13 protein-coding genes and 3 tRNA genes are annotated in these 13538 nt (G+C 68.8%); 7 read left to right on the top strand and 9 right to left on the bottom strand.

What is annotated here, in order from left to right; translation table 11 throughout:
* The first annotated feature begins 69 nt into the window (after positions 1-69).
* Positions 70-144: transfer RNA gene (locus ACFV7R_RS18060), tRNA-Asp, on the top strand.
* 308 nt (positions 145-452) lie between these two features.
* Positions 453-653, top strand: coding sequence for a DUF6274 family protein (locus tag ACFV7R_RS18055; RefSeq protein WP_129798624.1), 201 nt, complete (start codon positions 453-455; stop codon positions 651-653).
* A 392-nt stretch (positions 654-1045) separates the two neighbouring features.
* Here the strand turns inward: ACFV7R_RS18055 and bldC are convergent, their stop codons facing one another.
* The gene (bldC, locus tag ACFV7R_RS18050) at positions 1046-1252 is read right to left on the bottom strand and encodes a developmental transcriptional regulator BldC (RefSeq protein ID WP_003949541.1); all 207 of its coding nucleotides are present in this window, start codon (positions 1250-1252) and stop codon (positions 1046-1048) included.
* 511 nt (positions 1253-1763) lie between these two features.
* Positions 1764-2615 carry a hypothetical protein gene (locus tag ACFV7R_RS18045; protein ID WP_385264367.1) on the bottom strand — a complete coding sequence of 284 codons (852 nt, stop codon included), beginning with the start codon at positions 2613-2615 and terminating at the stop codon, positions 1764-1766.
* A 221-nt stretch (positions 2616-2836) separates the two neighbouring features.
* Here ACFV7R_RS18045 and ACFV7R_RS18040 point away from each other — a divergent pair, with 221 nt between their 5' ends.
* Together ACFV7R_RS18040 and ACFV7R_RS18035 are read left to right on the top strand one after the other, a co-directional pair.
* The gene (locus tag ACFV7R_RS18040; RefSeq protein ID WP_385264365.1) at positions 2837-3937 is read left to right on the top strand and encodes a Leu/Phe/Val dehydrogenase; all 1101 of its coding nucleotides are present in this window, start codon (positions 2837-2839) and stop codon (positions 3935-3937) included.
* 302 nt (positions 3938-4239) lie between these two features.
* The gene (locus ACFV7R_RS18035) at positions 4240-4491 is read left to right on the top strand and encodes a DUF3073 domain-containing protein (protein ID WP_129798627.1); all 252 of its coding nucleotides are present in this window, start codon (positions 4240-4242) and stop codon (positions 4489-4491) included.
* 155 nt (positions 4492-4646) lie between these two features.
* On the opposite strand, the gene purM is transcribed toward ACFV7R_RS18035, so the two are convergent.
* From purM to purS, 7 genes are all read right to left on the bottom strand, one after another.
* Positions 4647-5723 (bottom strand): phosphoribosylformylglycinamidine cyclo-ligase, encoded by a 1077-nt coding sequence (gene purM, locus ACFV7R_RS18030; protein ID WP_385264364.1) that lies wholly within the window; start codon positions 5721-5723, stop codon positions 4647-4649.
* 34 nt (positions 5724-5757) lie between these two features.
* Positions 5758-7284: an amidophosphoribosyltransferase gene (gene purF, locus ACFV7R_RS18025; RefSeq protein ID WP_385264362.1), complete on the bottom strand. Its 1527-nt coding sequence runs from the start codon at positions 7282-7284 to the stop codon at positions 5758-5760.
* Positions 7285-7345: 61 nt separating this feature from the next.
* A complete protein-coding gene (locus ACFV7R_RS18020; RefSeq protein WP_385264361.1) occupies positions 7346-8149 on the bottom strand; it encodes an META domain-containing protein in 804 nt (267 codons plus the stop codon).
* A 60-nt stretch (positions 8150-8209) separates the two neighbouring features.
* On the bottom strand, positions 8210-9007 hold the full coding sequence (locus tag ACFV7R_RS18015; protein WP_385264359.1) for a sterol carrier family protein: 798 nt from the start codon (positions 9005-9007) through the stop codon (positions 8210-8212).
* 152 nt (positions 9008-9159) lie between these two features.
* Entirely contained in the window at positions 9160-11418 is a 2259-nt protein-coding gene (purL, locus tag ACFV7R_RS18010) for a phosphoribosylformylglycinamidine synthase subunit PurL (protein ID WP_385264358.1), read from the bottom strand.
* A complete protein-coding gene (gene purQ, locus ACFV7R_RS18005) occupies positions 11415-12095 on the bottom strand; it encodes a phosphoribosylformylglycinamidine synthase subunit PurQ (RefSeq protein WP_385264356.1) in 681 nt (226 codons plus the stop codon). Before purQ ends, purL begins: the two co-directional genes overlap by 4 nt.
* A complete protein-coding gene (purS, locus tag ACFV7R_RS18000) occupies positions 12092-12355 on the bottom strand; it encodes a phosphoribosylformylglycinamidine synthase subunit PurS (protein WP_129798634.1) in 264 nt (87 codons plus the stop codon). The genes purQ and purS overlap by 4 nt, the downstream gene beginning before the upstream one ends.
* 405 nt (positions 12356-12760) lie before the next feature.
* Here purS and ACFV7R_RS17995 point away from each other — a divergent pair, with 405 nt between their 5' ends.
* From ACFV7R_RS17995 to ACFV7R_RS17985, 3 genes are all read left to right on the top strand, one after another.
* Complete coding sequence (locus tag ACFV7R_RS17995; RefSeq protein ID WP_129798635.1) at positions 12761-13078, top strand: Lsr2 family protein; 318 nt, start codon at positions 12761-12763, stop codon at positions 13076-13078.
* A 145-nt stretch (positions 13079-13223) separates the two neighbouring features.
* Positions 13224-13295: transfer RNA gene (locus tag ACFV7R_RS17990), tRNA-Gly, on the top strand.
* Positions 13296-13375: 80 nt separating this feature from the next.
* Positions 13376-13451: transfer RNA gene (locus ACFV7R_RS17985), tRNA-Gly, on the top strand.
* Positions 13452-13538: the final 87 nt, after the last annotated feature.

Below are 13538 nucleotides of genomic sequence, written 5' to 3'. Positions count from 1 at the left end.
CGACCAGGGCCCCGCCCTCCTGTACAGTCTCTTCTCGCAGCGCAACGCAACAAACGCGCAGCGAAACCTGGTCCTGTGGAGCAGTTTGGAGTGCTCGCCACCCTGTCAAGGTGGAGGCCGCGGGTTCAAATCCCGTCAGGACCGCAGCAAACGATTGAGGCCCGCATCCCGCAAGAGGCTGCGGGCCTTACTCATGCCCTGGCGCACACATCCGGCGCCGGTCGGCGAAATCTCAGCCCGTCTGGGGGGTGCCCCCTCTGGGGGTTGAGGACGAGGCCCGTTCAGGGCCGAAGCGGAGGTCTGGGGGCCGCAGGCCCCCAGGGGCGGTCACCGCAGCGCCGGGTGTCACGAAGCGCCGGTACCGGCGGAGCCCCTCGCCGCCTTGACGGCGTCACATTCGCTCGGTACTCAGAAACCAGGGCAGCGTTCCCGTACGACCCCGGAGGTGGCGTATGGCGGCATCGGTCAGGCACGAGACGCGGGCGTTGCTCCGCGCGCATCTGTCGGCCGCATCGTCGTATCGGCATCTGACCCGGCACTGCCCGATCTGCCACCAGCTCCTGCGGCTCGCCATGGCCTCCGCGCCGCGGGCGACGGACGTACCGGAGGAGAGCGCCGAGGACGAGCGCCCCTCGAGCGCCTCCGTCACATGACCAACTCCCCTATCGCACATGGGTCAGAGGCAACAAGCACCCCGTCATGTGACGGGTGTCACCGCATGAGTTTCTGAAACCGCGGTACTTACCCATCCCCTACAACAGTTCAATTTAATATGTGCAATTGCACCACCGGGGAGGGTGCCTGCACAGCAGCTCCGACACCCCTCCCCAGACTCCGACAAGGCAGCCCACAGGGTCGACCTCCGGCGCACAAAAAGATCGCGCTGGACCCGGCGGAGTCCAGCGCGATCGATGACGCACCCTGTCAGTTGCCTGAAGACCTTGGGCGTGGACCCTGTTGGGGCAGGATCCGCGTCGGTTGGAGCTTGGTTCGGACGCCGCGGCTGGTTGGGGGAACCAGCCGGTTTGCCCGGTTATTCAGTTGTTCAGGCCTCGCTGCGCTGCTGCGGGATGCCCGCGAGCAGTGCGCGGACCTCGGCCTCGCGGTAGCGGCGGTGCCCGCCGAGCGTACGGATGGAAGTGAGCTTGCCGGCCTTCGCCCACCGCGTGACCGTCTTCGGGTCGACGCGGAACATCGTGGCGACCTCAGCCGGGGTCAGCAGCGGCTCGGCATCAGGGGTGCGAGCGGTCATGAGCGGCCTCCTCGGGAGAACCGAACCTTCTCGGTTCTTTCCTCTAAATTCTGCACCTTGACCCGCGTTGCCCGAAATGGCGGACGCGAGTCGAGTCGGTTATAGGACGAACGGCTTGTCCTCGGCACTACAACTACACCATCTGTCCAGCCGCGTCGGCCAAACCGATGGAATTGCCCTCCCAGGTGTTCATCAGCGACGGAAGCCGATGGACCATGCCATAGCGGACAGTCACGCCGCTGTGACGATCAGTCACAGCGGCGATCCGGAGTCACTAGACCCACCAAAGCGTGCAATGCTGAGATTCCGGCCATAGTTGAGCACATGGGACGGAGGGAGTCCTCCCCGGACTCCTTGTCCTATTTTGGCATGAGGGGGGTCAAGCGGCGCAAGGGACGTGTAAGTGCGGTCCGTCACGCTTGTCGCCCCCGTCACACCCTTGACACAAACGCCCAGATCGCACTCTAGGTCCGTTGTTGAGGCTCCGTAAGGTGCGTCACAGCACAGTACGTCAGTTCGCCGAACGCAGGTCGCGTACCGACCGCCAGCGCTCCACGAGCCGGCCGTACGCCTCGCCCGCCGCGGCCCCGTCGCCGTTGCGCAGCGCCTCGATCCCCTCGGCCACGTCGGCCGCCGAGTGATCGCCCTCCAGCTCGCCGGCCGGCAGGGCGTGCACCAGCCCGCCGTAGTCCAGCTCCACCAGGGAGCGCGGATGGAACTCCTCCAGCCAGCGCCCGACGTCCACGAGACCGTCGATGAGCGGTCCCTCGTCCATGGCGTTCCTGAGGGTGCGCAGGGCGCGGGCCACCCGGCGCCGGGCCTGCACCATGGGCGTGCGGTAGCGCAGCACCGGCGCGGAGTCCTCCGTGCCCCCGGCGCCCTTGTCGTACTGCCGCTCCTCGTCCGAGACCAGGACGAACCAGGTCAGCGGCACCTGCCAGGTCGCGGTGCGGATCCAGGGGCGGGCGTCCGGGTTGAGGGCGAGCCAGCGCTCGTAGTCCTGGGCGGCCTGGTGGCGGACCAGCGGAGGCAGGACGGCGTCCAACAGGGGCGGCGGGAACTCCTCGGCGAGATCGCCCAGGGCCTGCCAGCCGCGCAGCCGGGTGCGCCAGGGGCAGACGTGGACCACCCCGTCGGCCTCCAGCACGAAAGCGTCGCGGCTCTCGTGCACCGGCACCGCGACGGGCGGGGTGGGCAGCAAGTCGGCCAGGGAGCGGCGGAGTTCGTCCTGGTAGGAGGGGCGGCCGGGGCGGTGGGCGTAGCGGGCCCACTGGCCGCGCTCCGGCTCCGGGAAGGCGGCCAGCGGCTCGTACACGCGCAGGTACGCCGCATACGGGACGATCACCGAGGACACCTTGGGCACGCCTGCTCCCTCCCCCGCCGGCTGCCGGGGAAAACTGCGGAACCCGCCCACAAACGCGCGGGAAAACTATGCAAATCGTCGCACGGACGTACTCCGTCCGGAGGTGATCCTGAGCACTGCTCGGTCGGCGGGGCCACAAGGCTCTAATCTCATGCTCACAGGCCCCCGCCACCACCACGGGAGCCCCGTCAACCGCCGCTACTTACTCAGGAGTCACCACCGTGACCGACGTAACCGGCGCACCTGCTGATGTACTGCACACCCTGTTCCACTCGGACCAGGGGGGTCATGAGCAAGTCGTGCTCTGTCAGGACCGCGCGAGCGGCCTCAAGGCCGTCATCGCCATCCACTCCACCGCCCTGGGCCCCGCGCTCGGCGGTACCCGCTTCTACCCGTACCGGAACGAGGCGGAGGCCGTCGCCGACGCGCTGAACCTCGCCCGCGGGATGTCGTACAAGAACGCCATGGCCGGGCTCGACCACGGCGGCGGCAAGGCCGTGATCATCGGTGACCCGGAGCGGATCAAGACCGAGGAGCTGCTGCTCGCCTACGGCCGGTTCGTGGCCTCGCTGGGCGGTCGGTACGTCACTGCCTGTGACGTCGGTACGTATGTCGCCGACATGGACGTCGTCGCACGCGAGTGCCGCTGGACGACCGGGCGCTCGCCGGAGAACGGCGGCGCGGGCGACTCCTCCGTGCTCACCGCGTTCGGCGTCTACCAGGGCATGCGGGCGTCCGCCCAGCATCTGTGGGGCGATCCGTCGCTGCGCGGCCGCCGGGTCGGGATCGCCGGCGTCGGCAAGGTCGGCCACCACCTGGTGGAGCACCTGCTGGCGGAGGGCGCCGAGGTCTTCGTCACGGATGTGCGCGAGGAGGCCGTACGGCGGGTCACCGAGCGGCACCCGAACGTGCTGGCCGTTGCCGACACCGACGCGCTGATCCGGATCGACGGGCTCGACGTCTACGCTCCCTGCGCGCTCGGCGGGGCGCTGAACGACGACTCCGTGCCGGTGCTGACCGCCAGGGTGGTCTGCGGCGCGGCCAACAACCAGCTCGCCCACCCGGGCGTGGAGAAGGACATCGCCGACCGCGGGATCCTCTACGCGCCCGACTACGTGGTCAACGCCGGCGGCGTCATCCAGGTCGCCGACGAACTGCACGGCTTCGACTTCGACCGGTGCAAGGCGAAGGCCGCGCAGATCTACGACACCACGCTGGCCATATTCGCACGCGCGAAGGCGGATGGCATTCCGCCGGCTGCCGCGGCCGACCGGATCGCGGAACAGCGGATGCATGACGGCGCCGCGTTGCGGGGATGGTGACGTTCGGCGCGGGCGCCTGACAGGTTTGGGCGGTACCTGCCGGTGGGCACTTGGAGAGAACTCTCACTTCGACCGGCGGGTCGTCCGCCAATAAGTGGTTAAAATCGCCACTGACCAGCGAGGACAGGGCTCCTCGAAGGTCCTGTGCACACGCCCTTCCTGCGGGCGACGTACCGTATGGGCGCGGGCTCAGGTACCGTGGAAGCCCTACGGACCGGCCTCTCCACGGAGAGTCCGTTCCGGATCATGAACGCGTGTCAGACTCTGGGGCCGTCGAGCCCCGTCGTTGAGGGGGTCGAGCCATGGGGCGCGGCCGGGCCAAGGCCAAGCAGACGAAGGTCGCCCGCCAGCTGAAGTACAACAGCGGTGGGACTGACCTCTCACGCCTGGCTGAAGAGCTGGGCGCATCGACGTCGAACCAGTCGCCGAACGGCGACCGCTTCGAGGACGATGAGCAGGACGACGACCTGTATTCGCGGTACGCCGACCTCTATGAGGACGACGACGAGGACGACGAGGACGACCAGTCCTCTCAGCATCGTCGCGGCGCGTGATGCCTGCAGCGGCTTAGCCGTGCCTTACCCGGTCCGGGGCTTCGAGCGCCGGACCGGGTTTCGTGCTGCCGCTTCAGGGCTTCGTCCCGGACCCGCTCCTCGAACTCCCCACGCTCGACTGCGCTCGAGCAGGGGGAGCCCAAGGGGTTTTCCGTTTACGCGTAGTCACCCACGAGGGCGGCACCGGTCGTGTGCTCACCCCGGTCCGTGATCTCGCCGGCGACCCACGCGTCCACCCCGCGGTCGGCCAGCGTCGCCAGCGCCACCTCGGTGGATTCCTCCGGCACGATCGCGATCATGCCGACGCCCATGTTCAGGGTCTTCTCCAACTCGAGGCGCTCGACGTCACCGGTCCGGCCGACCAGGTCGAAGACCGGGGCCGGGGTCCAGGTGGAGCGGTCGACGATCGCGTGCAGCCCGTCGGGGACGACCCGGGCCAGGTTGGCCGCGAGTCCGCCGCCGGTGATGTGGCTGAAGGCGTGCACCTCGGTGGTGCGGGTCAGGGCCAGGCAGTCCAGGGAGTAGATCTTCGTCGGCTCCAGCAGCTCCTCACCGAGGGTGCGGCCGAGCTCGGCGATCTCCGATTCCAGGGCCAGGCCCGCACGGTCCAGCAGAACGTGCCGGACCAGTGAGTACCCGTTCGAGTGAAGACCGGAGGACGCCATGGCGATGACGGCGTCACCCGTACGGATACGATCCGGGCCGAGCAGCCGGTCGGCCTCCACGACGCCGGTACCGGCACCGGCGACGTCGAAGTCGTCCTCGCCCAGCAGACCCGGGTGCTCGGCCGTCTCACCGCCGACCAGGGCGCAGCCGGCCAGCACACAGCCCTCGGCGATGCCCTTCACGATGGCGGCCACCCGCTCGGGGTGGACCTTGCCGACGCAGATGTAGTCGGTCATGAACAGCGGCTCGGCGCCGCACACCACGATGTCGTCCATGACCATCGCGACCAGGTCGTGGCCGATCGTGTCGTAGACGCCCAGCCGGCGGGCGATGTCGACCTTGGTGCCGACGCCGTCCGTGGCGGAGGCGAGCAGAGGACGCTCGTAGCGCTTGAGAGCGGAGGCGTCGAAGAGGCCGGCGAAGCCGCCGAGGCCACCGAGGACCTCGGGGCGCTGCGTCTTCTTCACCCACTCCTTCATCAGCTCGACCGCGCGGTCGCCCGCCTCGATGTCGACGCCGGCAGCCGCGTAGGAAGCACCGGACGCACCGGCATTGGTCTCAGACATTGCCTGGGATCTTTCGGGTTGGTTGCTACGGGGCTTACGGGCGACGGATCGCGTCGACGGCAGCCGGGGCGGCCGTACCGGCCGCAAGCTCGGTCTCCAGGAGCTGCTTGCCGAGCAGCTCGGGGTCCGGGAGCTCCATCGGGTACTCGCCGTCGAAGCAGGCGCGGCACAGGTTCGGCTTGGCGATGGTGGTCGCCTCGATCATGCCGTCGATGGAGATGTACGCCAGGGAGTCGGCGCCGAGGGAGGTGCCGATCTCGTCGGTGGTCATGCCGTTGGCGATGAGCTCGGCGCGGGTGGCGAAGTCGATGCCGAAGAAGCAGGGCCACTTCACGGGCGGGGAGGAGATCCGGATGTGGACCTCGGCCGCGCCGGCCTCGCGCAGCATGCGGACCAGGGCCCGCTGGGTGTTGCCGCGGACGATCGAGTCGTCGACGACGACCAGGCGCTTGCCCTTGATGACTTCCTTGAGCGGGTTCAGCTTCAGACGGATACCGAGCTGGCGGATCGTCTGCGAGGGCTGGATGAACGTACGGCCGACGTACGCGTTCTTGACCAGACCCGCGCCGAACGGGATGCCGCTCGCCTCCGCGTAACCGATGGCCGCCGGGGTGCCGGACTCCGGGGTCGCTATGACGAGGTCGGCCTCGGCGGGGGCCTCCTTCGCCAGGCGGCGGCCCATCTCGACGCGGGAGAGGTAGACGTTCCGGCCGGCGATGTCGGTGTCCGGGCGGGCCAGGTACACATACTCGAAGACACAGCCCTTGGGCTTCGCGTCCGCGAATCGCGAAGTGCGCAGGCCCTGCTCGTCGATGGCGATGAACTCGCCGGGCTCCACCTCGCGCACGAAGCTGGCGCCGACGATGTCGAGAGCGGCGGTCTCGGAGGCCACCACCCAGCCGCGCTCCAGGCGGCCCAGGACGAGGGGGCGGATGCCCTGCGGGTCGCGGGCGGCGTACAGGGTGTGCTCGTCCATGAAGACAAGGCTGAAGGCGCCCCTGACCTGTGGCAGGACGACGGGGGCCGCCTCCTCGACGGTCAGCGGCTTGCCCTCGGCGTCGACCTGGGCGGCGAGCAGGGCCGTCAGGAGGTCGGTGTCGTTGGTCGCCGCGACCCGGGTGGTGCGGCCGTCCTGCTTGGGCAGGTCGGCGACCATCTCGGCGAGCTGGGCGGTGTTGACCAGGTTGCCGTTGTGGCCGAGCGCGATGGAACCGTGCGCGGTGGCGCGGAACGTCGGCTGGGCGTTCTCCCACACCGAGGCGCCGGTGGTCGAGTAGCGGGCGTGACCGACCGCGATGTGACCCTGGAGGGAACCGAGGGAGGTTTCGTCGAAGACCTGGGAGACCAGTCCCATGTCCTTGAAGACGAGGATCTGGGAGCCGTTGCTGACCGCGATTCCCGCGGATTCCTGGCCCCGATGCTGGAGGGCGTAGAGCCCGAAGTACGTGAGCTTTGCGACCTCTTCACCCGGAGCCCAGACACCGAAGACGCCACACGCGTCCTGGGGGCCTTTTTCGCCGGGAAGCAGATCGTGATTGAGTCGACCGTCACCACGTGGCACGGCTCCGAGTGTAGGCGAGATCGACCACTGGTCCGAATTGGGGATACTCGGCGGTAACCGGTCACTTCCCGGCCGTCGCGGTCACGGACTCGCCGTTTTCGCTGGTCAGCGTGAGGGTGCGGTGCTCCAGGCGGTAGCTGACCGTGCCGTCGAAGAGGCGCAGGAGGCGCTTTTCCGTATCCATGAGTGAGGCTTCGCACATCATGCGCGTGGTGGATGCGGTGCCCAGGGTGATCCGCCCGTCGCGCACGGTGGCCTCGGCGTTGACCTTGTTGCAGGCGAGGCGGCCGCCGACCTTGCCGGGCTTCTCCTCGAAGGTGAGGTACGCCTTGCCCTCGGCGCCCTTCGGGAGGGACTCGGCCACCGCGCCCTCGCCCAGTGCCGTCACCGTCCACTTCGTGCCGTACAGCGGGGCGTCCTGCTCCTCGGTCAGACGGACGGTGTCGCCAGCGTCGGTGGTGAGGGTGAGGCGGTCGCCGCTGACCTCGGTCTTCAGCGGGCCGTCGGCGAGGGTGCGGGCGAGGTTCTCCTCGAAGGCCATGGGGGCTTCCTCGCAGGCCATCTCGGTCATCGTGGCGTCGCTGAGCCGGATGCGGTCGCCGTCGAAGGCGGCCCGGGCGCTGAAGTGGTTGCAGCCGTAGTTGCCCTGGGCCTTGCCGCTGTCGTCGATGGTGACGTGTGCGTCGGTGGGGGCGTCGTGCTGCTTGCCGTCGACGGTGAGGCTGTCGACGGTCCAGTGCACGCCGGTGACGGGCTTCTGGGCGGCGGCCGACGTGCTGCCCGCCTGTTCACTGCCGCAGGCCGCGGCGAGGGGGACGAGGGCGAGGGCGGCCGTGAGGGTGATGCGCTGCTTCTGCCTGTACATGCCGATTCGACGGGGCGGGTGGGGTGATTGGTTCCATACGTACGCCACCCCGTGCGCGACTCAGCGCATCAAGGGCAGGAACTCCCCCAGATCCGCCCGCTCCCCGCTCGCGCTCACCTTCGCCTCGCGGACGGCCTCGGTCCACTCCATCCGCCCGGTGGCGAGCCGGAGCCAGGTCAGCGGATCGGTCTCGACGACGTTGGGCGGGGTGCCGCGGGTGTGCCGGGGGCCTTCGACGCACTGCACGACGGCGTAGGGCGGGATCCGCACCTCGGTCGCCCCGCCGGGTGCCTTCGCGGCGAGCGCATCGGCGAGCAGCCGGGTGGCGGCAGCGAGGGCCTGACGGTCGTAGGGGATGCCGAGGCCGGGGACGGCTGCGTTCAGGTCGTCGGTGTGGACGACGAGTTCCACGGTGCGGGTGACGACGTAGTCGGCCAGCGGGAGGGCGCCCGCACTGGTGGGGAGCAGCCGGGTGCCGGGGTGCACGGCGAGGTCGGCGGTGAAGCGCTGCTCGAGGCCGGCGAGGTGGGCGTCCAGGTCGGGGTGCTGTTCGGCCAGGTGACGGGCGGTGTCGGCGATGCCCGGGGCGTCGTCGGCGATCGCGAACGGCCAGTCGAGCAGCCGCGCGTCCTGCCGTGCGGGCGCGGGCTCCCGCACCAGCCGGCTCACCGCGGCGAGGGCCATCCCGGTGTGCGCGATCAACTCCCGTACGGTCCAGTCACCGAGGCGGGTGGACAGGGCCAGCTGCTCGGGGGTGAGGCTGCGGACGGCCTCCCGTACGTTGCCGAACTGGGCGAGCACGGCTGCGCGGGTCTTGGCGGGGTCGTAGGTGCGGGGGCGCTTCTTGGCCGGGGGCATGGTCGGAGCCTAGTTCTTCCCTCGGAAGGTCGACGGGGCCGGGAACTTCACGTCCGTGCAGGCACGCCGCTCGGCGACAGCGGTGACGTGGGTACGGACACCAGAAGGCCCCGCCCGGCAACCGGACAGGGCCTTCGAGGTCGTGCGAGTGGTTACGCCAGCAGCGCCGGAATCGTCGCCTCGTGGGCCTCGCGCAGTTCCGTCAGGGAGAGCGCGAACTCGCCCTGGACGTCGACCGCGTCGCCGTCCACGACACCGATGCGGGTGGCCGGAAGGCCGCGTGCGCCGCACATGTCGTTGAAGCGGACCTCCTCCGAGCGCGGGACGGCGACGATCGCGCGGCCGGCCGACTCGGAGAAGAGGAAGGTGAAGGCGTCCAGACCGTCCGGGACGACCAGACGGGCGCCCTTGCCGCCGAGCAGCGCCGACTCGACCACGGCCTGGACGAGACCGCCGTCGGACAGGTCGTGCGCGGAGTCGATCATTCCGTCGCGGGAGGCGGAGATCAGGATCTCGGCGAGCAGCCGCTCACGCTCCAGGTCCACCTCGGGCGGCAGGCCGCCGAGGTGGTCGTGGACGACCTGGGACCAGGCCGAACCGCCGAACTCCTCACGCGTGTCGCCGAGGAGGTACAGCAGCTGCCCCTCCTCCTGGAAACCGACCGGCGTGCGACGAGCGACGTCGTCGATCACGCCGAGGACCGCGACGACCGGGGTCGGGTGGATGGCCGCCTCGCCCGTCTGGTTGTAGAGCGAGACATTGCCGCCGGTCACGGGCGTGCCCAGCTGCTGGCAGGCGTCCGCCAGGCCCCGCACCGCCTCCGCGAACTGCCACATCACCGCCGGGTCCTCAGGCGAGCCGAAGTTCAGGCAGTCGGAGACGGCCAGCGGCTTCGCGCCGGTCGTCGCCACGTTCCGGTAGGCCTCCGCGAGGGCCAGCTGGGCGCCCTTGTACGGGTCCAGCTTGGCGTACCGGCCGTTGCCGTCCGTCGCGATGGCGACGCCGAGGCCGGTCTCCTCGTCGATGCGGATCATGCCGGAGTCCTCGGGCTGGGCGAGGACGGTGTTGCCCTGCACGAAGTGGTCGTACTGCGAGGTGATCCACTTCTTGGAGGCCTGGTTCGGGGACCCGACCAGCTTCAGGACCTGGTCCTTCAGCTCCTGGGAGGTCTCCGGGCGCGGGAGCTTGCCCGCGTCGTCGGCCTGGAGGGCGTCCTGCCAGGAGGGGCGGGCGTACGGGCGCTCGTACGTCGGGCCCTCGTGGGCGACCGTCCGCGGGTCCACGTCGACGATCTTCTCGCCGTGCCAGAAGATCTCGAGGCGGTCGCCGTCGGTCACCTCACCGATGACCGTGGCGATGACGTCCCACTTCTCGCAGATCTCCAGGAAGCGGTCGACCTTGCCCGGCTCGACGACCGCGCACATGCGTTCCTGCGACTCGCTCATGAGGATCTCCTCGGGCGAGAGCGTGGAGTCGCGCAGCGGTACGTCGTCGAGGACGACCGTCATGCCGCCGGAGCCGTTGGAGGCGAGTTCGCTGGTCGCGCAGGACAGACCGGCCGCGCCCAGGTCCTGGATACCGACGACCAGCTTCTCCCGGAACGCCTCCAGGGTGCACTCGATGAGGAGCTTCTCCTGGAAGGGGTCGCCGACCTGGACGGCCGGACGCTTCGACGGCTTGGCGTCGTCGAAGGTCTCCGAGGCCAGGATCGACGCGCCGCCGATGCCGTCGCCGCCGGTCCGGGCGCCGTACAGGATGACCTTGTTGCCCGCGCCGGACGCCTTCGCGAGGTGGATGTCCTCGTGCCGCATGACGCCGATGCAGCCGGCGTTGACCAGCGGGTTGCCCTGGTAGCAGGGGTCGAAGACGACCTCGCCGCCGATGTTGGGCAGGCCCAGGCAGTTGCCGTAGCCGCCGATACCGGCGACGACGCCCGGGAGGACGCGCTTGGTGTCGGGGTGGTCGGCCGCGCCGAAGCGCAGCGGGTCGACCACGGCGACCGGGCGCGCGCCCATCGCGATGATGTCGCGGACGATGCCGCCGACGCCCGTCGCGGCGCCCTGGTAGGGCTCCACGTACGACGGGTGGTTGTGCGACTCGACCTTGAAGGTGACCGCATAGCCCTGGCCGACGTCCACGACACCGGCGTTCTCACCGATGCCGACGAGGAGGGCGTCGGACTCGGGGGCCTTCTCGCCGAACTGGCGGAGGTGGACCTTGGAGGACTTGTAGCTGCAGTGCTCGGACCACATCACCGAGTACATGGCGAGTTCGGCGCCGGTCGGGCGGCGGCCGAGGATCTCCACGACCCGCTCGTACTCGTCCTTCTTCAGGCCGAGTTCGGCCCAGGGCAGCGCGACGTCGGGGGTCGCGGCCGCGTGCTCGACCGTGTCCAGAGGCGTCCTGCTCATGCGTTGACCAGCTTCTTGAGGATCGAGGTGAAGAAGGGGAGGCCGTCGGTGCGGCCGGTGCCGATCAGCGGCTCCACGGCGTGCTCCGGGTGCGGCATCAGGCCCACGACGTTGCCGGCCTCGTTGGTGATGCCGGCGATGTCCCGAAGGGAACCGTTCGGGTTGAAGTCCAGGTAGCGGAAGACGACCCGGCCCTCCGCCTCCAGCTGGTCGAGCGTGTACGAGTCGGCGACGTACCGCCCGTCCATGTTCTTCAGCGGGATGCGGATCTCCTGGCCGGCCGTGTAGTCGCTGGTCCAGGAGGTGTCCGCGTTCTCCACCCGCAGCTTCTGCTCGCGGCAGATGAAGTGCAGATGGTCATTGCCGAGCATCCCGCCCGGGAGGAGGTGGGCCTCGGTGAGAACCTGGAAGCCGTTGCAGATGCCGAGGACCGGAAGTCCGGACTTCGCCTGCTCGATGACGGTCTCCATCACCGGCGAGAAACGGGAGATGGCCCCGGCGCGCAGATAGTCGCCGTAGGAGAAACCGCCGGGCAGCACCACGGCGTCGACCTGCTTCAGGTCCTTGTCCTTGTGCCAGAGAGCAACAGGCTCGGCGCCCGCGAGCCGGATCGCACGCTGTGTGTCCCGGTCGTCGAGGCTGCCCGGAAAAGTGACGACGCCAATACGTGCGGTCACTTCGCAGCCCCCGCGACTTCCTCCACCTTGACGGTGAAGTCCTCGATCACGGTGTTGGCGAGGAAGGATTCCGCAAGCTCGTGGATGCGGGCGAGCGCGGCCTCGTCGACCGGCCCCTCAACTTCCAGTTCGAATCGCTTTCCCTGACGTACGTCCGAGATCCCGTCGAAACCCAGCCGCGGCAGTGCGCGCTGCACCGCCTGGCCCTGGGGGTCGAGGATCTCCGGCTTGAGCATGACGTCGACTACGACGCGTGCCACTGGCACTCCCGGTGTGTGGTGCTGAGCAGGTTCCTTCAGACTACCCGCACAAAATTTCTACGCGGGTAGAGTTGTAGGAAGCTACGGGTTGATCATCACGATCCGGCATCGGAGTGACCCGTTCACGAAAAGTTCTGGGAAAGATCCAGGATCCGCACGCGATGGCTATTGCGCCCGCCCACCTCCCCCCACCACCCTCAATCGAAGTCGCCGCCCTCCCCCTTGAATCCTGGACACGCGGGGAGATTTACTCGGGCTTCACATTGCTTTGCCGAGCACTGTACAAATGAATTGGCAATAGCCGATACTTTCCCCGATAACTGGCCGACAGCCGACATCTCCGCGGCATCTCCATGACGTCTTGGCACGTCATCACCGAGGTGCCGCACGAAGGGACCGATATTCGTGGCGCAGCGTGTCGTAGTCACTCTCTTTGACGACATCGACGGCTCGGAAGCGGCGGAAACGATCGCCTTCGGACTCGACGGCAAGTCGTACGAGATCGACCTGAACGAAACCAATGCCAAAAAACTGCGTAAGGCGCTCGAGCCGTACGTGGAAGCCGGCCGCAAGCGGTCGAAGTCGGGCAAGGCCTATCGGCAGACGGAGGTCGCCCCCGACCCGGCGGCCGTTCGGGCCTGGGCACAGGCCAACAAGATGGACGTGCCCGCGCGGGGCCGGATCCCGAAGAAGGTCTACGAGGCGTTCGCCGCGGCCCGGTGAGCCCGCACCGTGGAGCTGGACGGGCTCCGGGCTCGGCCGCTCACGCGCCCCTCGCAGGAGCCGACTTGCGCAGCACCCCTGGTGATCAGCTAGAGTCTGGAGCACGCCGAGGGGCGAGGCGGAAAAGCCCAGCCCACGGAGTCATGCGGGTGTAGTTCAGTAGTAGAACATCCCCCTTCCAGGGGGAAGGCGCAGTGTGCGATCCCTGTCACCCGCTCTGCATCGCCGTCCCGACCACTCAAGTGGATCAGGTAGGCTGGTGCTCGCACCGGTCAGTGAAAGCTGATCGGGAGCAATGCGGACGTAGCTCAGTTGGTAGAGCGCAACCTTGCCAAGGTTGAGGTCGCGAGTTCGAGCCTCGTCGTCCGCTCCAGTCACAAAGGCCCCGGTCATCGACCGGGGCCTTTGGCCTAGGTGCGGACGGCCGGCGTCTGACATTTGTCATCCCGAGTGGTGACAC

This window comes from Streptomyces sp. NPDC059866 (assembly GCF_042731325.1).
GTDB lineage: Bacteria > Actinomycetota > Actinomycetes > Streptomycetales > Streptomycetaceae > Streptomyces > Streptomyces flavusporus.
Note: the sequence above shows the minus strand (reverse complement) of the source record. Positions and strands in the feature narration are given on the sequence as shown.

What these genes read in the sequence shown, in the direction of transcription:
- ACFV7R_RS18055 (WP_129798624.1), top strand. Translation starts at nt 453, where the DNA reads ATGGCGGCATCGGTCAGGCACGAGACGCGGGCGTTGCTCCGCGCGCAT.
- ACFV7R_RS18015 (WP_385264359.1), bottom strand. Translation starts at nt 9,007, where the DNA reads ATGCCCCCGGCCAAGAAGCGCCCCCGCACCTACGACCCCGCCAAGACC.
- ACFV7R_RS18020 (WP_385264361.1), bottom strand. Translation starts at nt 8,149, where the DNA reads ATGTACAGGCAGAAGCAGCGCATCACCCTCACGGCCGCCCTCGCCCTC.
- purM (WP_385264364.1), bottom strand. Translation starts at nt 5,723, where the DNA reads ATGTCTGAGACCAATGCCGGTGCGTCCGGTGCTTCCTACGCGGCTGCC.
- bldC (WP_003949541.1), bottom strand. Translation starts at nt 1,252, where the DNA reads ATGACCGCTCGCACCCCTGATGCCGAGCCGCTGCTGACCCCGGCTGAG.
- ACFV7R_RS18035 (WP_129798627.1), top strand. Translation starts at nt 4,240, where the DNA reads ATGGGGCGCGGCCGGGCCAAGGCCAAGCAGACGAAGGTCGCCCGCCAG.
- purL (WP_385264358.1), bottom strand. Translation starts at nt 11,418, where the DNA reads ATGAGCAGGACGCCTCTGGACACGGTCGAGCACGCGGCCGCGACCCCC.